The 21,547-nt window shown below is 64.0% G+C and carries 18 protein-coding genes and 5 pseudogenes; 19 read left to right on the top strand and 4 right to left on the bottom strand.

Annotation, left to right across the window (positions count from 1 at the left end; translation table 11 throughout):
• The first annotated feature begins 18 nt into the window (after nucleotides 1-18).
• The 19 genes and pseudogenes from paaB (at nucleotide 19) to ACQVLG_RS03840 (ending at nucleotide 19,325) form a co-directional block, all read left to right on the top strand.
• Complete coding sequence (paaB, locus tag ACQVLG_RS03930) at nucleotides 19-303, top strand: 1,2-phenylacetyl-CoA epoxidase subunit PaaB (protein ID WP_070224239.1); 285 nt, start codon at nucleotides 19-21, stop codon at nucleotides 301-303.
• A 14-nt stretch (nucleotides 304-317) separates the two neighbouring features.
• Nucleotides 318-1,072 (top strand): annotated as a pseudogene (gene paaC / locus ACQVLG_RS03925) (1,2-phenylacetyl-CoA epoxidase subunit PaaC).
• Nucleotides 1,072-1,605, top strand: a complete 534-nt coding sequence (gene paaD, locus ACQVLG_RS03920) for a 1,2-phenylacetyl-CoA epoxidase subunit PaaD (RefSeq protein WP_474292905.1) — start codon at nucleotides 1,072-1,074, stop codon at nucleotides 1,603-1,605. The pseudogene paaC and the gene paaD overlap by 1 nt, the downstream one beginning before the upstream one ends.
• 40 nt (nucleotides 1,606-1,645) lie before the next feature.
• Nucleotides 1,646-2,725 (top strand): 1,2-phenylacetyl-CoA epoxidase subunit PaaE, encoded by a 1,080-nt coding sequence (gene paaE, locus ACQVLG_RS03915; RefSeq protein ID WP_474292903.1) that lies wholly within the window; start codon nucleotides 1,646-1,648, stop codon nucleotides 2,723-2,725.
• A 51-nt stretch (nucleotides 2,726-2,776) separates the two neighbouring features.
• On the top strand, nucleotides 2,777-3,568 hold the full coding sequence (paaG, locus tag ACQVLG_RS03910) for a 2-(1,2-epoxy-1,2-dihydrophenyl)acetyl-CoA isomerase PaaG (protein ID WP_230538980.1): 792 nt from the start codon (nucleotides 2,777-2,779) through the stop codon (nucleotides 3,566-3,568).
• 1 nt (nucleotide 3,569) lies between these two features.
• Nucleotides 3,570-5,135 (top strand): 3-hydroxyacyl-CoA dehydrogenase PaaH, encoded by a 1,566-nt coding sequence (gene paaH / locus ACQVLG_RS03905; RefSeq protein ID WP_474292901.1) that lies wholly within the window; start codon nucleotides 3,570-3,572, stop codon nucleotides 5,133-5,135.
• Nucleotides 5,128-5,580, top strand: coding sequence for a hydroxyphenylacetyl-CoA thioesterase PaaI (gene paaI / locus ACQVLG_RS03900; RefSeq protein ID WP_474292899.1), 453 nt, complete (start codon nucleotides 5,128-5,130; stop codon nucleotides 5,578-5,580). The genes paaH and paaI overlap by 8 nt, the downstream gene beginning before the upstream one ends.
• A gap of 47 nt (nucleotides 5,581-5,627) precedes the next feature.
• Nucleotides 5,628-6,955 (top strand): annotated as a pseudogene (gene paaK, locus ACQVLG_RS03895) (phenylacetate--CoA ligase PaaK).
• Nucleotides 6,956-6,977: 22 nt separating this feature from the next.
• Nucleotides 6,978-8,183 carry a 3-oxoadipyl-CoA thiolase gene (gene pcaF / locus ACQVLG_RS03890; protein ID WP_230538977.1) on the top strand — a complete coding sequence of 402 codons (1,206 nt, stop codon included), beginning with the start codon at nucleotides 6,978-6,980 and terminating at the stop codon, nucleotides 8,181-8,183.
• Nucleotides 8,184-8,267: 84 nt separating this feature from the next.
• Complete coding sequence (locus tag ACQVLG_RS03885; RefSeq protein WP_474292897.1) at nucleotides 8,268-9,419, top strand: ABC transporter substrate-binding protein; 1,152 nt, start codon at nucleotides 8,268-8,270, stop codon at nucleotides 9,417-9,419.
• Between the two features lie 72 nt (nucleotides 9,420-9,491).
• Nucleotides 9,492-10,370, top strand: coding sequence for a branched-chain amino acid ABC transporter permease (locus ACQVLG_RS03880; protein ID WP_070224249.1), 879 nt, complete (start codon nucleotides 9,492-9,494; stop codon nucleotides 10,368-10,370).
• A complete protein-coding gene (locus ACQVLG_RS03875; protein ID WP_230538974.1) occupies nucleotides 10,367-11,350 on the top strand; it encodes a branched-chain amino acid ABC transporter permease in 984 nt (327 codons plus the stop codon). Before ACQVLG_RS03880 ends, ACQVLG_RS03875 begins: the two co-directional genes overlap by 4 nt.
• A gap of 1 nt (nucleotide 11,351) precedes the next feature.
• Nucleotides 11,352-12,107: an ATP-binding cassette domain-containing protein gene (locus ACQVLG_RS03870; RefSeq protein WP_131685593.1), complete on the top strand. Its 756-nt coding sequence runs from the start codon at nucleotides 11,352-11,354 to the stop codon at nucleotides 12,105-12,107.
• A gap of 29 nt (nucleotides 12,108-12,136) precedes the next feature.
• Nucleotides 12,137-12,837 (top strand): annotated as a pseudogene (locus ACQVLG_RS03865) (ABC transporter ATP-binding protein).
• A gap of 91 nt (nucleotides 12,838-12,928) precedes the next feature.
• Nucleotides 12,929-13,542: pseudogene (locus ACQVLG_RS03860) on the top strand (phenylacetic acid degradation protein PaaY).
• Nucleotides 13,543-13,565: 23 nt separating this feature from the next.
• Nucleotides 13,566-15,617: a phenylacetic acid degradation bifunctional protein PaaZ gene (gene paaZ, locus ACQVLG_RS03855; RefSeq protein WP_474292894.1), complete on the top strand. Its 2,052-nt coding sequence runs from the start codon at nucleotides 13,566-13,568 to the stop codon at nucleotides 15,615-15,617.
• A 395-nt stretch (nucleotides 15,618-16,012) separates the two neighbouring features.
• Entirely contained in the window at nucleotides 16,013-17,275 is a 1,263-nt protein-coding gene (locus ACQVLG_RS03850) for a hypothetical protein (protein WP_474292892.1), read from the top strand.
• Between the two features lie 10 nt (nucleotides 17,276-17,285).
• A pseudogene (locus ACQVLG_RS03845) lies at nucleotides 17,286-17,691 on the top strand (type 2 periplasmic-binding domain-containing protein).
• Between the two features lie 59 nt (nucleotides 17,692-17,750).
• A complete protein-coding gene (locus ACQVLG_RS03840) occupies nucleotides 17,751-19,325 on the top strand; it encodes a methyl-accepting chemotaxis protein (RefSeq protein WP_474292891.1) in 1,575 nt (524 codons plus the stop codon).
• A 40-nt stretch (nucleotides 19,326-19,365) separates the two neighbouring features.
• Here the strand turns inward: ACQVLG_RS03840 and ACQVLG_RS03835 are convergent, their stop codons facing one another.
• From ACQVLG_RS03835 to ACQVLG_RS03820, 4 genes are read right to left on the bottom strand one after another with little or no spacing between them, the layout of a single operon-like run.
• Nucleotides 19,366-19,974 (bottom strand): M24 family metallopeptidase, encoded by a 609-nt coding sequence (locus ACQVLG_RS03835; RefSeq protein WP_474292890.1) that lies wholly within the window; start codon nucleotides 19,972-19,974, stop codon nucleotides 19,366-19,368.
• Nucleotides 19,932-20,588 carry an aminopeptidase P family N-terminal domain-containing protein gene (locus tag ACQVLG_RS03830; RefSeq protein ID WP_474292889.1) on the bottom strand — a complete coding sequence of 219 codons (657 nt, stop codon included), beginning with the start codon at nucleotides 20,586-20,588 and terminating at the stop codon, nucleotides 19,932-19,934. The genes ACQVLG_RS03835 and ACQVLG_RS03830 overlap by 43 nt, the downstream gene beginning before the upstream one ends.
• 45 nt (nucleotides 20,589-20,633) lie before the next feature.
• Nucleotides 20,634-21,170 carry a type II secretion system protein gene (locus tag ACQVLG_RS03825; RefSeq protein WP_474292888.1) on the bottom strand — a complete coding sequence of 179 codons (537 nt, stop codon included), beginning with the start codon at nucleotides 21,168-21,170 and terminating at the stop codon, nucleotides 20,634-20,636.
• Nucleotides 21,157-21,543: a type IV pilin protein gene (locus tag ACQVLG_RS03820; protein ID WP_474292887.1), complete on the bottom strand. Its 387-nt coding sequence runs from the start codon at nucleotides 21,541-21,543 to the stop codon at nucleotides 21,157-21,159. Before ACQVLG_RS03820 ends, ACQVLG_RS03825 begins: the two co-directional genes overlap by 14 nt.
• Nucleotides 21,544-21,547: the final 4 nt, after the last annotated feature.

Here is a 21,547-nt window from a genome sequence, read left to right as displayed (position 1 = left end):
TAAAAAGGGGATAGCAACATGAGCAAAGAATGGCCATTGTGGGAAGTGTTCATCCGCAGCCAGCACGGCCTGGCGCACAAGCATGTGGGCAGCCTGCACGCTTCCGACGCCGCCATGGCGGTCAACCATGCGCGCGACGTTTACACGCGCCGCAATGAAGGCGTGAGCATCTGGGTGGTGCGCGCGGCCGATATCGTCGCCAGCAGCCCCGGTGACAAGGGCGCCCTGTTCGAACCGTCGAACAGCAAGGTGTACCGCCATCCCACCTTCTTCCCGATGCCGGAAGAAGTCAAGAATCTGTGATGGGAGCGCCTGCAATGGATGACAAGGTCAACTACCTCCTGCGTTTGGGCGACAATGCCCTGATCCTCAGCCAGCAGCTGTCGCAGCTGTGCGGCAAGGGCCCGGCGCTGGAAGAAGACATGGCGCTGACCAACGTGGCGCTCGACTTGCTGGGCCAGACGCGCTTGTGGTTCAGCTATGCGGCCGAACTGGAAAAAACGCCGGCCGCGACGAGGACGACATCGCCTTCTTGCGCGATGCCCACGATTTCAAGAACTGCCTGCTGGTCGAACAGCCGAACGGCAATTACGCCGACACCATGATGCGCCAGTTCTTCTTCGACAGCTGGCACTACTTTCAGCTGCTGGAACTGACAAAATCGGCGGATGCCCGCATCGTCGACGTGGCGCAAAAGTCGATCAAGGAAGTGACCTATCACTTGCGTCGCAGCGGCGACCTGATCGTGCGTCTCGGCGACGGCACGGCGGACAGCCATGCGAAAACGCAGGCCGCGGCCGACAAGCTGTGGATGTACACGGGCGAGATGTTCACGTACGACGCCGTCGACCAGGCCATGGTCGCCGCCGGCATCGCGCCGCCATCGGACGTGCTGCGCCGGGCCTTCCTCGAACACGTGGCCGAGATATTCGCCGAAGCGACGCTGGTCATGCCGGCGCCCGACGCCTGGATGCAAAAGGGCGGCAAGCAGGGCACGCACACGGAGCACCTGGGTTTTATCCTGGCCGAGATGCAGTTCCTGCAGCGCGCCTATCCCGGGGCGGAGTGGTAATGAACACGGCCGGTGGCGCCGCAGCGCTGGACGCGGCACAGGTCTGGACCTGGCTGGGCGAGGTGCCCGACCCGGAAATCCCCGTCATCTCGGTGGTGGACCTGGGTATCGTGCGCGCCGTTGATGTCGTCAGCAGCGAAGAGTGCGTCGTGACGATCACGCCCACGTATTCGGGCTGCCCGGCGATGCAGGTGATCGCCGACGCCGTCACCGATGCCTTGCGCAGCCATGGCGTGGCCAGGGTGACCCTGGTGAACCAGCTGGCGCCCGCCTGGACCACGGACTGGATGAGCGAAGCGGGCAAGGCCAAGCTGAAAGGCTATGGCATCGCCCCGCCGCAGCAGCAGGTGATCGACATCAGTGGCTTGCGTGGTGGCGTGAAACGGCAACCGATGCCGAAGCTGGACGTGATCTGCCCGAACTGTGGCTCGACGCATACGCAGCTGACCAGCCAGTTCGGCTCCACGCCGTGCAAGGCACTGTACAAATGCCTGGCTTGCCGCGAACCGTTTGACTACTTCAAGTGCCACTAAAAAAATCAGGCACACGTTCCGAAGAAACTGGAGATGAAGCATGAGTAAATTTTATCCGCTGTCCGTGGCCAACGTGCGCAATGAAACGCGCGACACCATCGCCGTCACGTTCGACGTGCCAGCGGAACTGCAGCAGCAGTTCCGCTTCCAGCAGGGCCAGCACCTGACCCTGCGCGCCAATATCAATGCGGAAGACGTGCGCCGTTCGTATTCCATCTGTTCGGCGGTGCAGGACGGCACCCTGCGCGTGGCCATCAAGCGCACGCCGGGCGGCGCCTTTTCCACCTGGGCCAACGATACCCTGAAAGCCGGCGCCACCATCGAGGTGATGCCGCCCATGGGCCACTTCAACGTGCCGCTCGATTGCGTCAACCGCAAGCACTACCTGGCGTTTGCGGCCGGCAGCGGCATCACGCCCATCCTCTCCATCATCAAGACGACCCTGCTGACGGAACCCCTGAGCCGTTTCACCCTGTTCTACGGCAACCGCGCCTCGTCGTCCGTCATCTTCAAGGAAGAATTGACGGATTTGAAGGATGTGTACCTGGAGCGCTTGAACCTGGTGTACGTGATGAGCCGCGAGCAGCAGGACATCGAATTGTTCAACGGCCGCATCACGCAGGAAAAATGCGAGCAATTCCTGCAGCACTGGATCAAGGTCGAAGACTACGACAACGCCTTCATCTGCGGCCCGGAAGACATGATGCTCGGTGTCTCCGCCGCCCTGCAGGCAGCCGGCATGCCCAAGCAGAACATCAAGATTGAACTGTTCGCCGCCAGCATCCCGAAAAACGCCCACAAGCCACGCGCCCAGCTGGCTGCGGATGCGGTGCAGGAAACGGAAGTGACCGTCATCATGGATGGCAACCACACTACCTTCACGATGGACAAGGACAAGGAGTCCATCCTCGACGCGGGCCTGCGCCATGGGCTGGACATGCGCTACTCGTGCAAGGGCGGCGTGTGCTCGACCTGCCGCTGCAAGATCCTCGACGGCAAGGTCGAGATGGACGTCAACTACGCGCTGGAAGACTACGAAGTGGCGCGCGGCTTCGTCCTCAGTTGCCAGAGTTTTCCATTGACCGACAAGGTCGTGGTGGACTTCGACCAGGCTGAATAAAGCCGGCGCAGGGCTGACGCCCTGCCGTATCCATTACAAAAGCGAGACGCCATGACCTACCAAAACATCCTCTTCACCATCGAGCAGGGTATCGCCACTCTGACCCTGAACCGTCCCGACAAGCTCAATAGCTTTACGCAAGCCATGCACGAGGAAGTGCGCGACGCGATTGCGCAAGTGAACGCCGACAGCACCGTGCGCGTCTTCGTGCTGACGGGCGCGGGCCGCGGCTTTTGCGCGGGCCAGGATTTGTCCGACCGCGCCGTGGAACCCGGTTCGAAGGGCGTGGACCTGGGCGAGTCGGTGGAAAAGAACTACGCGCCGCTGGTGCTGGCCTTGAAAGCCTTGCCTATGCCAGTGATCTGCGCCGTTAACGGCGTGGCCGCGGGTGCGGGCGCCAACCTGGCGCTGGCCTGCGACATCGTCATCGCCGGCAAGTCGGCCAGTTTCGTCGAAGTGTTCTGCAAGCTGGGCCTGATCCCGGACACGGGCGGCACCTTCTTCCTGCCACGGCTGATCGGTTCGGCGCGCGCCATGGGCCTGGCCATGCTCGGCGAAAAACTGACGGCGGAAAAAGCGGAAGACTGGGGCCTGATCTGGAAATGCGTGGACGACGCGCAGCTGGCGGAAGAGACGCGCAAGCTGGCCGTGCACTTTTCCACGGCGCCGACCAAGGGCCTGGCGTATACCAAGCAGGCGCTGGCCGCCAGCGGCGCCAATACCCTGCCGCAGCAGCTTGCGCTGGAAGCGCGCATGATGAGCGATCTCGGTAACAGCGACGATTACCGCGAAGGCGTGGCCGCCTTCATGGAAAAACGCACACCGCAATTCAAGGGACATTGATATGACCGCATTGGCAAACAACAGTATCGTCGCCGTCATCGGCAGCGGCGCCATGGGCGCCGGCATCGCGCAGGTGGCCGCCGCCGCCGGTTACCGCGTCAAACTGTACGACACGCGCGCGGAAGCCGTCAGCAAGGCCTTGCTCGACATTGGCAAGATGTATGCGAAGCTGGCCGAAAAGGGCCGCATGACGGCTGACGATGCGGCAGCCGCCACGGCGCGCCTGCAGGCGGCCGGCAGCCTGGCCGATGTGAGCGATGCATCCCTGGTGGTGGAGGCCATCGTGGAAAATCTCGACGTCAAGCGCGGCCTGTTCGCGGAACTGGAAGCGCTGGTCAGCGACGACTGCATCCTGGCGACGAATACCTCGTCGATTTCCGTCACGGCCATCGCCGCCAAGCTGCGCCGCCCGGAACGCCTGGTCGGCATGCTTTTCTTTAATCCCGTGCCCCTGATGGCGCTGGTGGAAGTGATCAGTGGCCTGGCCACCAGTGAACAAGTTGCCGCCACCGTCTACGACACCTCGATCGCCTGGGGCAAGAACCCCGTGCATGCGAAATCGACGCCCGGCTTCATCGTCAACCGCGTCGCCCGTCCGTTCTATGCGGAAGGCTGGCGCCTGTTGAACGAGCAGGCGGGCGACCCCGCCACCATCGATGCCGTGCTGCGCGAAGCGGGCGGTTTCCGCATGGGCCCCTTCGAATTGATGGACCTGATCGGCCATGACGTGAATTTCTCCGTCACGCAATCCGTGTTCGGCGCCTATTTCAACGACCCGCGCTTCACGCCGTCCGTGCTGCAGCAGGAAATGGTCAACGCCGGTTTCCTGGGCCGCAAATCGGGCCGTGGTTTTTATCAGTATGGCGAAGGCGCGGCTGCCCCTGTCGCGCAGGCGGAAGCCCCGCAGCCGAAGCCGGAATTCGTCGCCCTGTCGGCCGCCATCGGCGGCGATGGCCGTGGCCACAGCGGCATCATTCGCAGCCTGGTGCAGCGGCTGGAGCAGGCTGGCATCACGGTCAGCCGCCGCGTGACGCAGGAAGGCCAGACACACGACGAAGCGCCGGCCCTGCATTGCCATGGCGCCGCGATTTATCTGACCGATGGCCGCAGCGCCACCCAGCGCGCGCACGACAACCAGCATCCGGACACGGTGCTGTTCGACCTGGCGCTCGATTACGCCGGTGCCAAGCGCATCGCCGTGGCCCGCGCCGACCAGTGCAGCGACGCCGCCTACGCGGCCGTCGTCGGCCTGTTCCAGGCGGCCGGTTTCACCGTCACGCGCCTGGACGACGTGCCTGGCCTGGCCGTCATGCGCACCGTCGCCATGCTGGCCAACGAGGCGGCCGACGCCGTCAACCAGGGCGTGTGCACGGCGGACGCCGTCGATATCGCCATGCAGAAGGGCGTCAATTACCCGCGCGGGCCGCTGGCCTGGGCCGATGCGGTGGGCGTTCAACAGATCGTGACCGTGCTGCACCACCTGGCGCAAGGCTATGGCGAAGACCGCTACCGGGTCTCGCCGCTGCTGCGCCGCAAACTCGCCAATGGAGTACCGTTTCATGCATAAGGAAGACCAATTTCACGCTGCCCAGGCCTTGGCCGAAGCGGCCGCCGCCTCCATGCTGTCGCGCGATAACGCCACCGCCGCCATGGGCATCGCCCTGGCCGACGTGGGCCCCGGCCATGCGCGCATGACGATGACGGTGCGCGCAGACATGCTCAATGGCCACCAGACCTGCCACGGCGGCTTTATCTTCGCCCTGGCCGACAGCGCCTTCGCCTTCGCCTGCAACAGCTACAACCTGAACACCGTGGGCGCCGGCTGCACCATCGACTACCTGGCGCCAGGCCGCGAAGGCGACGTGCTGACGGCGCACGCCGTCGAGCAGGCGCTGGCCGGCAAGAGCGGCGTCTATGACGTCAAGGTCAGCAACCAGGAAGGCCGCGCCATCGCGCTCTTCCGCGGCAAGTCGATCCGCGTGGCGGGCGAAGTCATACAAGAGCAGGCTTGAACTGCCAGTACCGATTGAACAGTTAAAGAATTAAACAGGAGACAATGATGGTCCAACGAATTCCCGCCCCGAATGACCTCGAGCCGATCGAGCGCGCCAGCAAGGATGAACTGCAGGCGCTGCAGCTCGAACGCATGAAATGGACGCTCAAGCACGCGTATGACAACGTGCCCCATTACCGCGCCGCTTTTGACGAAGCGGGTGTGCATCCGGACGACCTGAAGTCCCTGGCCGACCTGTCGAAATTCCCGTTCACCGATAAAAAAGTCTTGCGCGACAATTACCCGTTTGGCCTGTTCGCCGTGCCGCGCGAGCAAGTGGTGCGCATCCACGCGTCCAGCGGCACCACGGGCAAGGCCACGGTGGTAGGCTACACGCAGAACGACATCGATACCTGGGCCAACGTGGTGGCGCGCTCGATCCGCGCCGGCGGCGGCCGCGCGGGCGACATGGTGCATATCTCCTACGGCTACGGCCTGTTCACGGGCGGCCTGGGCGCGCACTACGGCGCCGAGCGCCTGGGCTGCACGGTTATCCCGATGTCCGGCGGGCAGACGGAAAAGCAAGTGCAGTTGATCCAGGATTTCAAGCCATCGATCATCATGGTCACGCCGTCCTACATGCTCAACATCATCGAGGAGTTCACGCGCCAGGGCCTGGACCCGGCCGAATCGTCGCTGAAGGTGGGCATCTTCGGCGCGGAACCGTGGACGGACGCCATGCGTTCGGAAATCGAGGCGCGCGCCGGCATCGACGCCGTCGACATCTATGGCCTGTCCGAAGTGATGGGGCCTGGCGTGGCGTCCGAATGCATCGAAAGCAAGGATGGTCCCGTCATCTGGGAAGACCATTTTTATCCCGAGATCATCGATCCCGAAACGGGCGAAGTGCTGCCGGATGGCGAGGAGGGCGAACTGTCTTCACCTCGCTGTCGAAGGAAGCGCTGCCTGTCATCCGCTACCGCACGCGCGACCTGACCCGCTTGCTGCCGCCCACCTCGCGCTCCATGCGCCGCATCGGCAAGATCACGGGCCGCTCGGACGACATGCTGATCATCCGCGGCGTAAACGTCTTCCCCACCCAGATCGAAGAGCTGATCCTCAAAATGCCGAAGCTGGCGCCGCAATACCAGCTGGTGGTCACGCGCGACGGCCACCTCGACAAGCTCGAAGTCATCGCCGAGCTGCGCATCGACCTGACCGCCACCATCTCGTCCAGCGAAACGGATGCCCTGGCGCGCGAGCTGGAACACCGCATCAAGACGCACGTGGGCGTGAGCACGCGCGTGCGCCTGGTGGCCGCTGCCGGCATCGAACGCACCCTGACGGGCAAGGCCCGCCGCGTGGTCGACCAGCGCCCGAAGATTTTCTCCTGATAGCCCGAACAAGGAAGCAAACATGAACGAAGCCTTTATCTGTGACGCCGTGCGCACACCTTTCGGCCGCTACGGCGGTGCACTATCCAGCGTGCGCGCCGACGATCTGGGTGCGCTGCCGATTGCCGCGTTGATCGCCCGTAACCCGTCCGTCGACTGGTCCGCCATCGACGACGTGTTCTACGGTTGCGCCAATCAGGCGGGCGAGGACAACCGCAACGTGGGCCGCATGGCCGCGCTGCTGGCCGGCTTGCCTGCGGCGGTGCCGGGCAATACCATCAACCGCCTGTGCGGCTCCAGCCTGGACGCCGTCGGCATGGCGGCCCGCTCCATCAAGGCGGGCGAGGCGGAGCTGATCATCGCCGGCGGCGTGGAAAGCATGACGCGTGCGCCTTTCGTGATGGGCAAGGCCGACAGCGCGTTCTCGCGCGCGGCGAAAATCGAAGACACGACCCTGGGCTGGCGCTTCGTCAATGGCAAGATGAAAACGCAGTACGGCATCGACACCATGCCGGAAACGGCGGAAAACGTGGCCGTGGAATTTGGCATCAGCCGCGCCGACCAGGACGCGCTGGCCTTGCGCAGCCAGCAGCGCTGGGCCGCCGCCAACGCGGCTGGCGTGTTCGATCGCGAAATCGTGCCCGTCGCCGTGCCGCAAAAAAAGGGCGAGCCGAAGATGGTGACGATGGATGAACATCCGCGTCCGGACACCTCGCTGGAAATGCTGGCGAAATTGAAAGGCGTGGTGAAAGCGGACGGCACGGTCACGGCCGGCAATGCCTCGGGCTTGAACGACGGCGCCTGCGCGATTTTGCTCGCGTCCGCAGCCGCCGTCGATAAATACAAATTGACGCCCCGCGCAAAGGTGCTGGGCATGGCCACAGCCGGCCTGGCACCGCGCATCATGGGCTTTGGTCCCTCGCCGGCGTCGCGCAAGGTGCTGGCGCAGACGGGACTCACCATCGGGCAGATGGACGTCATCGAACTCAATGAAGCGTTTGCGGCGCAGGCGCTGGCCGTCACGCGCGACCTGGGCCTGGCCGACAATGCGGCCCACGTGAACCCGAATGGCGGGGCGATTGCCATCGGCCATCCGCTGGGCGCATCGGGCGCGCGCCTGGTGATGGCGGCATTGAACCAGCTGGAGCGCACGGGCGGGCGCTATGCGCTGTGCACCATGTGCATCGGCGTGGGGCAGGGTATTGCTGTCGTCATTGAACGCGTATAAAAAAGTAGAAAAACAAAAAAGGCGCAGGCTTGTAAAAAAGCGCCAATATTAATTGACCGTAGTGCCAACCTGGTGGAGACCACAATGATTGCCAATATCTTCAAGAAAACCCTGATCGCCGGCGTGCTGGCCATGACTGCCGCGGGTGCGTACGCGGCCGACAACATCAAGATCGGTTCCGTGCTGTCCGTCACGGGTCCGGCCGCCTTCCTGGGCGACCCGGAACTGAAAACCCTGCAGCTGTACATCGAGAAAATCAATGCGGCCGGCGGCGTGCTGGGACGCAAGCTGGAACTGGTGCACTACGACGACGGCAGCGATGCGGCCAAGGCCAACGGTTTTACCAAGCGCCTGATCGAGTCGGACAAGGTCGACGTGCTGATCGGCGGCACCACCACGGGCGCGACGATGGCGATGGCGCCGCTGGTGGAGCGCGCCAGCGTGCCGTTCATTTCGCTGGCGGGCGCCGTGGTAATCATCGATCCGGTCAAGAAGTGGGTCTTCAAGACGCCGCATACGGACCGCATGGCGGCCGAGAAGGTGTTCGAGGACATGAAGAAGCGCGGCATCAGCAAGGTGGGCCTGCTGTCGGAAACGAGCGGCTTCGGCGCCTCGGGCCGCAAGGAATCGCAGATCGTCGCTTCGAAATACGGCATCACGCTGGTGGCCGATGAAACCTACGGTCCGAAAGACACGGATATCACGGCGCAGCTCACGCGCATCAAGAATACGGCTGGCGTGCAGGCCGTCTTCGTGTTCGGCCTGGGCCAGGGCCCGGCGGTCGTGACCAAGAACTACGGCCAGCTAGGTATGGCCGCGCTGCCGCTGTACCAGTCGCATGGCGTGGCGTCGGACGAATACCTGAAGCTGTCGGGCAAGTCCGCCGAAGGCGTGCGCCTGCCGACGCCGGCTCTCTTGATCGGCGCCATGCTGCCCGACAGCGACGCGCAAAAGGCCGTCGTCGTCGGCTACGACAAGACGTATAAAGAGCGCTACAAGATCGATCCGTCGACCTTTGGCGGCTATGCGCTCGACGCCCTGAACCTGTCGGTGGACGCCATCAAGCGCGCCGGCGGTACGGACCGCGAAAAAGTGCGCACGGCGCTGGAGCAGACCAAGGGTTTTGTGGGCACGACCGGCGTGTTCAACATGTCGGCCAAAGACCACATGGGCCTGGACCTGTCGGCTTTCCGCATGGTGGAAGTGAAGAACGGCGAATGGCAATTGTCGAAGTGATGTAAGCCAGAGTACCTGCGCGAGGCCGTCCTCGAAGGCGGCCCGCGCATAGCCGAACATAATGGAGACACCATGGAAGTCGCACAATTTCTACAATTTCTGTATTCCGGGATGACGGTCGGTTCCGCCTACGCGCTGGCGGCGCTGGGCTTTACCATCATCTACAACACCAGCGGCGTGATCAATTTCGCGCAAGGCGAATTCATCATGCTGGGCGGGATGCTGGCCGCCGTGATGTCGGCCGCCGGCGTGCCGCTGCCGCTGGCCATCATCCTGGCCGTCATCGCCACCGGCATCGTTGGCCTGTTGATGGAAAAAGCCGTGATCGAACCGGCGCAGAACGCGCAGGTCATCACCCTCTTGATCATTACCATCGGCGCCTCGCTGGTGCTGCGCGGCCTCGTGCAAATCTGGCTGGGCAAGGATACGCACTCGCTGCCGGCCTTTTCCGGCGACGCGCCGATCGAATTTCTAGGCGCCAGCCTGCTGCCGCAAAGCCTGTGGGTGCTGGGCGTGACGGTCGTCATCGTGCTGGTGCTGGGCTGGTTCTTCGGCCGCACGCTGATGGGCAAGGCCATGCTGGCCACCTCGCACAACAAGCTGGCCGCGCAACTGGTGGGCATCAACACGCGCAAGGTGCTGCTGTTCTCGTTCGGCCTGTCGGCTCTGCTGGGCGCGGCGGGCGGCATCCTCGTCGCACCGATCACGTACACGTCCTATGACGCGGGCATCATGCTGGGCCTGAAAGGCTTTGTCGCCGCCGTATTGGGTGGCCTGGGCGGCGGCGCGGGCGCGATTGCCGGCGGCCTGATCCTCGGCATCGCCGAAGCCATGACGGCCGGCTACATCTCGTCGGCCTACAAGGATGCGGTACCGTTCGTGCTGATTTTATTGATCCTGTTCTTCCTGCCGCAAGGCTTGTTTGGCGCTAAAAATTCGGAGCGTGTATGAAGAATTTACTCACTCGCTCGCGCCATGGCGGCTTGCTGGTACTGGCGCTGGTGCTGGCCATCCTGCCGCTGTTCCTCAGCAATGCGTTCTACTATGACGTGGCGATCCGCATCGCGCTGAACGCCATCGTCGTCATCGGCCTGAACCTCTTGATGGGCTACACGGGCCAGATCAGTCTGGGCCACGCGGGTTTCTACGGCCTGGGCGCGTATGCCTCGGCCGTGCTGACCACGCACTACAACTGGCCGCCGCTCGCCGCCCTGGCCGCCGGCGCCGTCGCCACGGGCTTGCTGGCGCTGCTGCTGGCGCGTCCCGTGTTGAAACTCAAGGGCCATACCCTGGCCATGGCGACCCTGGGCCTGGGCATCATCATTTCTATCGTCATCAACAACGAGACGCAATGGACGGGCGGCCCGGACGGCATCGGCGTCGCCGCCTTCAGTGTCGCCGGCCTGGAAATCGCCGGTGAAAAATCGTGGTACCTGGTGTGCGCCGTGCTGCTGTTGCTGGTGACGTGGCTGGCGCTGAACCTGATCGATTCGCCTGTCGGCCGCGCGCTGCAGGCCATCCACGGTTCGGAAGTGGCGGCGCGTGTGGTCGGCGTCGATACGACGCGCTTCAAGGTGCGTGTGTTCGTGCTGTCGGCCGTCATTGCCAGCATCGCGGGCAGCATCAGCGCCCATTACATCGGTTTCATCACGCCCAACCTGGCCGGCTTTTTCCATTCGATCGAACTGGTGACGATGGTGGTGGTGGGCGGCATGGCGTCGATCTTCGGCTCCATCATCGGCGCGGCGCTGCTGACGATCCTGCCGCAACTGCTGTCCAGTTTTGAAGGCTGGGAAACGGTGGTGTTCGGCGTGATCCTGATGGCCACCATGATCTTCATGCCCAAGGGGTTGGTGCCGAGCCTGGCCAGCCGTTCGCGCAAGCGGGCCGCCACGCCGAAGGCGCCCGTCAAAGCTGAGCAGGAGGTGTGAGATGCTGACGATTAATAATCTGAGCAAGAGCTTCGGCGGCGTGCACGCGGTGCAGGACGTGAGCTTCACCGTCAAGGAAGGCAATATCCACTCCGTGATCGGGCCGAACGGCGCCGGCAAGACGACCCTGTTCAACCTGATCACCGGTGTCTACACGCCGACCAAGGGCGAGATCCTGCTCAATGGCGAGAACGTGGCCGCCATGCCGCCCGATGCGCTGGCGCGGCGCGGCATGAGCCGCACCTTCCAGAACCTGCAGGTGTGCATGAACATGACGGCCATCGACAATGTGATGGTGGGCGCGCACCTGCGCCTGAACCAGAACCTGTTCGCCTCCATGCTGCGTTTGCCGTCCGTGCGCCGCGCCGATGCGGCCTGCCGCGACGAGGCAGCGGGCCTGATGGAGTTTGTCGGCGTCGGCCGGCATATCGATGACGAGGCGGGGCAGATGTCGTATGGCGCATTAAAACGCCTGGAAATCGCCCGCGCGCTGGCGGCCAAGCCGAAAGTGCTGCTGCTCGACGAACCGGCGGCGGGCCTGAACCACACGGAGACGGGCGAGATCGAAACCCTGATCCGCAAGGTGGCGCAATCGGGCGTGACGGTGGTGCTGGTCGAGCATGACATGAAACTGGTGATGAATCTGTCGGACCATATCCTGGTGCTCGACTATGGCAAGAAGCTGGCCGAAGGGACCGCCGCCGAAGTGCGCGCCAATCCCGACGTGGTGGCGGCATACCTGGGAGTGGCGGCATGATGAAGATGGAAAAACCTCAGACACCGCTGGTGCTCGATATCGCCGGCCTGACCAGCCATTACGGCCGCATCCAGGCCCTGCACGGCATCGACCTGCAAGTGCGCCAGGGCCAGCTGGTGGCGCTGGTGGGCGCGAACGGCGCCGGCAAGACGACCTTGCTGCGGGCGATTTCCGGCGTGCAGCCGATCAGCGCCGGCAGCATCGCCTTCGCCGGCCAGGACGTCAGCCGCATGAGCGCCGACAAGCGCGTGCGCGCCGGCATCTGCCAGGTGCCGGAAGGACGCCAAGTGTTCGGCCCCATGACGGTGGAAGACAATCTGCGCCTGGGCGCGTTTACACGCCCGGCACAGGACGTGGCGGGCGACATGGAGCGCATGTACGGCTGTTCCCGATCCTGAAGGAAAAGCGCCTGCTGCTGGCCGGCACGCTCTCTGGCGGACAGCAGCAGATGCTGGCCATGGCGCGCGCGCTGATGGGGCGCCCGCAACTGCTGCTGCTCGATGAACCGAGCATGGGCCTGGCGCCGCTCCTGATCGCGGAAATCTTCCGCATCGTGGCCGAGCTGCGCGACCAGGGCATCACCATCTTCCTCGTCGAGCAGAACGCGCACGCGGCCTTGTCGATCGCCGACGTGGGCTATGTTATCGAGACGGGCGCCATCACGCTGTCCGGTCCCGGTCCCGAGTTGCTGCATAACGAGCAGGTACAAAGCGCGTACTTGGGTATGTGAAGACGTAGGTCGGATTAGCGGGGGCGCCGAGCCGCTTGCGCGTAATCCGACATCAGCCGCTACGGCTGGCAATAATGTTTTGGAGAGCAACATGGTCAAAGTCTACGAAATCAACGGCGTCACCCCCGTCGTCCACCCCAGCGCCTATGTGCACCGTCGGCCGTGCTGATCGGCGACGTGATCGTCGGCCCGCGCTGCTATATCGGCCCGCTGGCCTCGATCCGCGGCGATTTCGGCCGATTGATCCTGGAAGAGGGCGCGAACCTGCAGGATACCTGCGTCATGCACGGTTTCCCCGGCTGCGACACGGTGGTCGAAGTCGACGGCCATATCGGCCATGGCGCCGTCCTGCACGGCTGCCGCATCGGCTGCAACGCGCTCGTCGGCATGAACGCCGTGGTGATGGATAACGCCGTCATCGGCGAGGAATCCATCGTCGCCGCCATGAGTTTCGTCAAGGCGGGCATGATCGTCGCGCCGCGCAGCATGGTGGTCGGCACGCCCGCCAAGATCATCCGCGCGCTGACCGACGATGAAATCAAATGGAAAAGCTCGGGCACGGGCCAGTACCACGAACTGGCCGTGCGCTCGATGCAAACGATGCGCGAAGTGGAAGCCCTGACGCAAGTCGAGGCTAACCGCCAGCGTCTCAATTTCGAATCGGCCTTGCCGCTGCATTTGCACAAGAACGCTGCGGCGCAGTAAAAACCTACATAGGAGTAAACCACATGGCTCACATATCCACCCTGCAAAGCCTGATCGCCGGCCGCTGGCTGGGCGAAAGCGCCGCCGTGTCCCTGCACAGCGCCTTGAACAACCGCGTGATCTATCACACGCATGCGGAAAAGATCGACTTCGACGAAGCCGTCACGTATGCGCGCAAGACGGGCGTGCCGGGCCTGATGGCGCTGGACTTCCAGCAGCGCGCCGCGCGCCTGAAGGCGTTGGCCCTGTACCTGGTCGAGCGCAAGGAAGAACTGTATGCGATTTCGCATCTGTCGGGTGCCACGCGCGCCGACAGCTGGGTCGACATCGAAGGCGGCACGGGCACCCTGTTCGCCTACGCCAGCATGGGCAGCAACGAGCTGCCGTCGTCGAACGTGCTGCACGAAGGCCCGGCCATCGCGCTGGGCAAGAAGGGCGGTTTCGCCGGCACGCATATCCTGGTGCCGCGCGGCGGCCTGGCCGTGCACATCAACGCCTTTAACTTCCCCATCTGGGGCTTGCTGGAAAAATTCGCGCCCAGCTTCCTGGCGGCCATGCCCTGCATTGCCAAGCCGGCCACGGCGACCAGCTACCTGACGCAGGCCGTCGTGCGCATGATGCATGAATCGGGCTTGCTGCCGGCCGGCAGCCTGCAACTGGTGATCGGCTCCACGGGCGACTTGCTGGACCGCCTGAATGGCCAGGATTTCGTCACCTTCACGGGATCGGCCGCCACGGCCGCCAAGCTGCGCACGAACCCGAATCTGATCGCCCAGTCCGTGCCCTTCAACGGCGAAGCCGATTCGCTCAATTGCGCCATCCTGGCGCCGGACGTCACGCCAGACGACGTGGAATTCGACCTGTTCGTCAAGGAAGTCGTGCGCGAGATGACGGGCAAGTCGGGCCAGAAGTGCACGGCGATCCGCCGCATCATCGTGCCCGAGCACCTGATGGACGCCGTCGGCACGCGCCTGCGCGAGCGCCTGGCCAAGGTGGTGGTGGGCGACCCGTCCATCGACGGCGTGCGCATGGGCGCGCTGGCGTCGAAAGAGCAGCAAAATGACGTGGCCGAGCGGGTTGCCACCCTGTCGCAGGATAATGAAGTGGTGTTCGGTGCGGGCGACGGATTCAATCCGCTCGGCGAAGGCGCGCAGGACGGCAGCTTCTTCTCGCCGACCTTGCTGCTGTGCCGCGATGCCTTCGGCAACGATGCCGTGCATGACGTGGAAGCGTTCGGCCCCGTCAGCACCATGATGGGTTACAAGGATATCGATGAAGCGCTGGCCCTGGCCGCGCGCGGCAAGGGCAGCCTGGTGAGCACCCTGGTGACGCGCGATCCGAAGATCGCCGCGCGCGTGGTGCCGCAGGTGGCGGCCACGCATGGCCGCGTGCACGTGCTCGAGCGCGTGGCCTCCGTCGACTCGACGGGTCACGGCTCGCCCTTGCCGCAACTGAAGCACGGCGGCCCTGGCCGCGCGGGCGGCGGCGAGGAACTGGGCGGCGTGCGCGCCGTGCGCCATTACCTGCAACGGGCGGCCGTGCAAGGCTCGCCGACCATGCTGGCGGCGATCACCGGTGAATACGTGCGCGGCGCGGACGTCAACGAAAGCCCGATCCACCCGTTCCGCAAGCACTTCGAGGACTTGAAGACGGGCGACTCGCTGCTCACGCACCGCCGCACCGTCAGCGAAGCGGACATCGTCGCCTTCGGCGGCATCTCGGGCGATTTCTTCTACATGCACTTCGACGAAATCGCCGCGAAGGAATCGCAGTTCGGCAAGCGCATCGCCCACGGCTACTTCGTGCTGTCGGCCGCCGCTGGCCTGTTCGTCTCGCCCGGCGTCGGTCCCGTGCTGGCCAACTACGGTCTGGACAACCTGCGCTTCGTCGCTCCCGTCGCCATCGGCGACACCATCCGCGCGCGCCTGACGTGCAAGCGCAAGGTCGACCGCAACCGCAAGGACGTATTTGGAGTGGGACAGGGCGTGGTCGCTTGGGACGTGCAGGTGACCAATCAGAACGAGGAATTGGTGGCCAGCTACGACATCCTGACCCTGGTGTCCAAGCGCGAATAAGCTTCAGACGCAAGACTGCCTGCATCGGCGCCGCCCGCGATCATCGCGCGGGTGGCGTTTTTTTTATCCGGATTCTTTTCGTCTTGAATTATCCATAAGTGTATGAAAAATATAGGCTAAGTGTGGTTTTGCACAGCGTGCTATTTAGATAAACCCCTCTAGAACGCGTGCTTTTTTCATCAAAAGCGGCGAATTCGCTCATTGCCGCAAGAAAACTTTCCAACGTAAAACCTTTTCTATGTAGCATGGTTTTACTCACTGGTCACACGCCATGCAGGCCTCAAAGGCGATGGCGGCGCGAAAAAAAAACGGACCCGGCCTGTTACGGCCGGTGAGCCATCGACCTCGAGTCCCATTCCACGATTAACGTTCACCGCTACGGGTATTTAATTACTATGAATAAACACGTCCTGCTTTTCCTGCTGGCCATGCCCTTGGCCATCAGCCATGCCTATGCCGAAGAACCCACCGGCCCCGCAGTCAAGATCAGCGGTTACGGCACGGCCGCCCTGACCATGGCCGATACCGATAACGCGCAGTTCGCGCGCCCGAACCAGGCTGCCGGTGCCGGCCGCACCGCCCGCACGGGCGTCGATTCCAACCTGGGATTGCAAGCCAATGTGACCGTCACCCCGTGGCTGTCGGCCACCGTGCAGGGCCTGGCGCGCAAGGATGGCGAGGATGATGTCGGCGCCGAACTGGCGTGGGCCTTCGCCAAGGCCAAGGTATCGGACAGCTTCAGCGTGCGCGTCGGCCGCATGGGCCTGCCCGTCTTCATGATTTCCGATTACCGCAACGTCGGCTATGCCAACACCATGCTGCGTCCGCCGGGCGAAATGTATTCGCAGGTACCGCTGAACAGCATCGACGGCATCGACGGGACCTACCAGTTCAGCGCGGGCGATACCAGCATCACCACGCAGCTGGCGCTGGGCCGTACCAAGGCCACCCTGGCTACGGGGCCCGCTTCGACCGTGCAGGTGGAAGGCAAGTCCATCGTCGCCCTGAACGTGGTGGCCGAACACGGTCCCGTCACCGTGCGCTTCGGCCGTGCCGAGACCAAGCTGACGATCAACGATTCGCCGAGCCTGAACACCCTGATGGGCAGCCTGCGCACGGCCGGCAGCGGCTACAGGATCGCCCAGCTGGGCGCCCTGGCCGATGCGCTGGAAGTCAAGGACAAGAAGGCGTCGTTCACCTCCGTGGGCCTGGGCCTGGACTGGAACAATGTGCTGCTGCAGTCCGAATATGCGAAGCGCAAGACGGACAGCTATGTCAGCGACAGCACCTCGTGGTACGTGATGGGCGGCTACCGCATGGGCGCCTTCCTGCCCTACTACAGCCACGCCAGCCTGAAGGCCGATGGCCGCGTGAACAACACCGTGCCCGCATCCTGCCCTGCCGGCTATCCGGCCGCCTGCACGCCGACCCTGCGCGTCCTGTCGGCCGGCGTCGACACCCTGGCCACCATGCGCAACCAGCTCGAACAATCGACGGACAGCATCGGCGTGCGCTGGGACTTCCACCGTTCGGCCGCCTTGAAGGTGCAGATCGACCGCATCAAGCCGAAGAATGGCCCGGGCCTGTTCGTGCAAGCCAAGCCGGGTTTCCATGGCCCCGTCACGGTGGCTGCCGCCGCCATCGATTTCGTTTTCTGAGGAGCTCCGCATGAAACCCTTTATTTTTGCGGCTGCCTTGCTGGCGCTGTCGACCGCCGTTCCCGCCATGGCCGAAGTGGTCGTGGTGGTCAATGCCAAGAGCGCCGCCGGCGCGATGACGAATGAACAGGTGGCGCAGTTTTTCCTCGGTAAATCGACGGCCATGACGCCGATCGACCAGCCGGAAAGCGCCCCCGTGCGTGCCGAGTTCTACACAAAAGGTGACGGACAAGGAACCGTCGCAGGCGAAGGCCCTGTGGTCCAAGCTGGTCTTCACGGGCAAGGCGACCTTGCCGAAGGAAGTGGCCAATAGCGCCGATGTGAAGAAGGTCGTGGCGGCCGATCCGAAAGCCATCGGCTATATCGAAAAGAGCGCCGTCGACGCCAGCGTCAAAGTGGTGCTGACGGCGCCATAAAGCCGCCCCGGGCCGCGCGCCATGCGGCGGCCCGGTACACATACCATCAGGAGACAGCAATGAGCATCAAACGCAAGATATGGGCGCTACCTGTAGTCTCGGCCGTGATTTTCGGGCTGGGGCTGGCCGTCAGCGCCTATCTGTCCACGGCCACGCTCAATTCCATCCGCGCCACGGAAAGCGCCGACTATCCCGTGCTCGACCTGGCCAAGTCGCTGACCCTGGATGTGGCCGCCGTCGGCGACGCCCTGCGCGATGCCGTCAGCGAAGGCGACAAGGAACGCATCGGGCAAGTCGGCGGCCAGGCAGTCAAGTTGCGTGCCAGGCTGGGCGACTTTGCGGCGATCCCCGGCCAGCGCGAGCACGGTGCGCGGCTGGCCAAGGAATTCGATGCCTACTATGCGCCGGCCCTGAGCGCGGCGCGCATCATGCTGGAAATGGAAGAGGGCGACCCGCAAGCGGCCGTGGCACGCATGCAGGGCGCGCTGGCGGTACTCAATGCCGACCTGGCAAAGACCAATGAACAGGCGCAAGCGCAGTTCAGGCAGGGCATAGAACGCAGCGCGGCCAACGTGCGCAATGCGCTCAATACCAGCATCGCCGTGGCGCTGGCCGTCATCGTCTGCCTGGTGGCCGTGTCGCACTTCGTCGTGCGTGCCATCTGGCAGCAGCTGGGCGGCGAACCCGAATATGCGCGCCAGATCGCGCGCGCCGTGGCCGATGGCGACCTGTCGATGCATATCGTGACCGAGGCGGGCGACCAGACCAGCTTGCTGGCGGCGCTGAAGGACATGCGCGCCAAGCTTGGCGGCATGGTTTCCGACATCAAGGCGTCGGCAGAGACCATCCAGGTGGCCAGCGCCGAAATCGCCCAGGGCAATGCAGACCTGGCCGCGCGCACGGAATCGCAGGCGGGCAGCCTGGACCAGACGGCGCGCAGCATGGACAGCCTGACCTCCACCGTGCGCGACAACGCCGCCAACGCGGGCCAGGCGCATGAATTGGTGGTGTCGGCATCGTCGGTTGCCGTGAAGGGCGGGCAAGTTGTCAGTCAGGTGGTCACCACCATGGGCGAGATCAACGATTCATCGAAACGCATCGTCGACATCATTGGCGTCATCGACGGCATCGCTTTTCAGACGAATATCCTGGCCTTGAATGCGGCCGTGGAAGCGGCGCGCGCCGGCGAACAGGGACGCGGCTTTGCCGTGGTGGCGTCCGAAGTGCGCAACCTGGCGCAGCGCAGCGCGGCTGCGGCGCGAGAAATCAAGCAATTGATCGGCGATTCGGTGGCCAAGGTCAACGTGGGTTCGAAGCTGGTCGATGAGGCGGGACTGACCATGGGCCAGATCGTTGACTCTGTGAAAAAAGTGGCCGATATCATGGCCGAAATCAGTGCTGCCAGCCAGGCGCAAAGCGCCGGCATCGGGGACATCGGCGTGGCCATCGGCAGCATGGATCAAATGACGCAACAGAATTCCGCGTTGGTGGAAGAAGCGTCGGCGGCGGCCGAATCGTTGCAGGAGCAGGCCGTGCAGCTGGGTACGGCGCTGGCCGTGTTCAAGCTGGCGCAGGGGGGTGTGTCGGATTACGCGCTACGCGCTAATCCGACCTACCGGGCATTGGCGGCGTAGGTTGGATTAGCGCAGCGTAATCCAACACAGGAGCGCCGGCTTACGCGCGCAAACCGAACGGATCGTCGATGCTGTGCGCCGGTTGCGTGAACCAGCGCGGACCGTTCTCCGTCATGTAGAAATGGTCTTCATGGCGGATGCCGAATTCGCCGGGGATACAGATCATCGGCTCGTTCGAGAAGCACATGCCCACGTCGAGCGGCGTCGTGTCGTTGCCCACCAGGTAAGGCCACTCGTGGATATCGAGGCCGATGCCGTGGCCCGTGCGGTGCGGCAGTCCCGGCAGCTTGTAGCCGGGGCCGAAGCCGTCCGCTTCCAGGGACACGCGCGCCGCGCGATCCACGTCGCCGCAGGGCACGCCCAACCGGGCGGCGGCGAATGCGGCGGCCTGCGCCGCCTTTTCGCTGTTCCACACGCTGCGCTGACGTTCGCTGATGGCTCCAAACACGTAAGTGCGCGTGATGTCGGAGATGTAGTTCATCACCTGGCAGCCCGTGTCGATCAGCACCGTGTCGCCCGCCTTCAGGGTTTGCACGTAGTTGACGCCATGCGGGTAGGCCGTCGCTTCGCCGAACAGCACGATGCAAAAATACGAGCGGGGCGCGCCTACTTTGCGGTGCGCGCGCTGGATGAATTCCTCCACTTCCACCGTCGTGATGCCTCGTACAGCATGCTGGCCGTGGCCACGTGCACGGCCAGGGTCATGTCCATCACGCGCTGCATCAGGGCGATTTCCGCCTCCGATTTTCTGCTGCGGCAGTACGCCGTCACGGTGCGCGCGTTTTCCAGCGCGTAGCCGGGGGCCAGCGGGCGGATGCCGTCATAGATGAAGAAGGCGGCGCTTTCGCAGATGCCCACGCGCGGCGGTTGATTCGCGTCCTGGGCTATCCCCATGCGCGCCAGCACGTCGGCGAACAGCTGGTACGGGCTTTCATGCTCTTCCCAGCAATTGACACGGCCTTCGACGAGCATGAAGCCCGTCAAGGTGCTTTCCTCGAAGGCGGGCGCGATGTATTCGATCTCGCCGCTGGCAGGCAGGATGGCGCCCACCATGCGTTCGCTGGCATACCATTTGGTGCCCGTGAAATAGGTGAGGTTGGCGCCCGCGTTCAGGTAGATGGCGGCGATGCCCTGTTCGCGCATGAACGCTTGCGCCTTGGCGATGCGTTGCGCATGTTCCTCCTTGCCGATGGCGGCCATGCCGCCCGTCATGTCCGACAGCGATGCCAATGCCTGTTCGATGGAAGTGCCACCTATGCTCATGCCTGCTCCTTTGCTCGATGCTGAATATGGAATGCGGGCATGATATCAGTTCGCGCCTTTCGGCTTGAGCCCGGGCGCGCCGCCGGCCGCATCGGGTGGGGCCAGCACCAGGTCGTGCGGATACGTGAAGTGCCAGTCCGCGTAGCGCTGCTTGCGGCGCAGGCTGGCGTCTTCGTCAAGAAAATTGTCCTGCTTGATGGGCAGTTGCGGCGACAGCGAATGGATGCCGACGATGCGTCCCTCCTGCCGCAGCACGCCCCATTCGGCCTTGCCCGTGACGGGGTCCGCATACAGGCGTCGCAGATGCCGCCGGGCGTTGGCAAAGCGCGGGTCGCGCAGCAGTTCCTGCAAGGTCAAGGGATAGCGTGGCCGGCCGTCACCCGGCGTGCTGTCGTAGTAGCGGCCCAGCGCGTTGCGGAATTCATGGCCGATAAACAGCAGCTCGCGTTCCTTGTCGCGCCGCGCGGCCGTGGCATGCAATTCGCTGGCCAGCACCAGGCCCACACCCATGAAGGCCACCAGCATCAGGGTCCAGATATACGCGAAGCCGCGTGCGCGGCTCAGGAAACTAGAGTTGCTCAAAGGGGATGCCCTCGCGCGTCTTGCCCTTGGCGCCGCTGCGCACGTCGGCCACGCCGCCGATCTCGCCATTCGGCGAAGGGATCAGCTGCCAGGTGGCGGCCGATTCCGTGACGGGATCCAGCGGCACGCTGCGGAAGTAGTGGTGGGTCACCAGGTCGGCCAGCGCGGCCGGGTATTCTCCCTTGTCGGCATAGTATTTATCGAGGCCGCTCCTGAGCACCTGCAGGTTTTCCTTCAAGGCGACCTCTTTCGACTTTTCCACCGAGCCGAAATAGCGGGGGATGGCGATCGTCAGCAGCAGCGAGATGATGATCGCCAGCACCACCAGCAGTTCGACCAGGGTAAAGCCGCGGCGTATGGTCGTGGTCTGCATGGCG

The sequence above is a fragment of the Janthinobacterium sp. TPC_1 genome, from assembly GCF_056037845.1.
The sequence above is the reverse complement of the archived record's forward strand: the minus strand, read 5'-3'. Positions and strand labels throughout refer to the sequence as shown.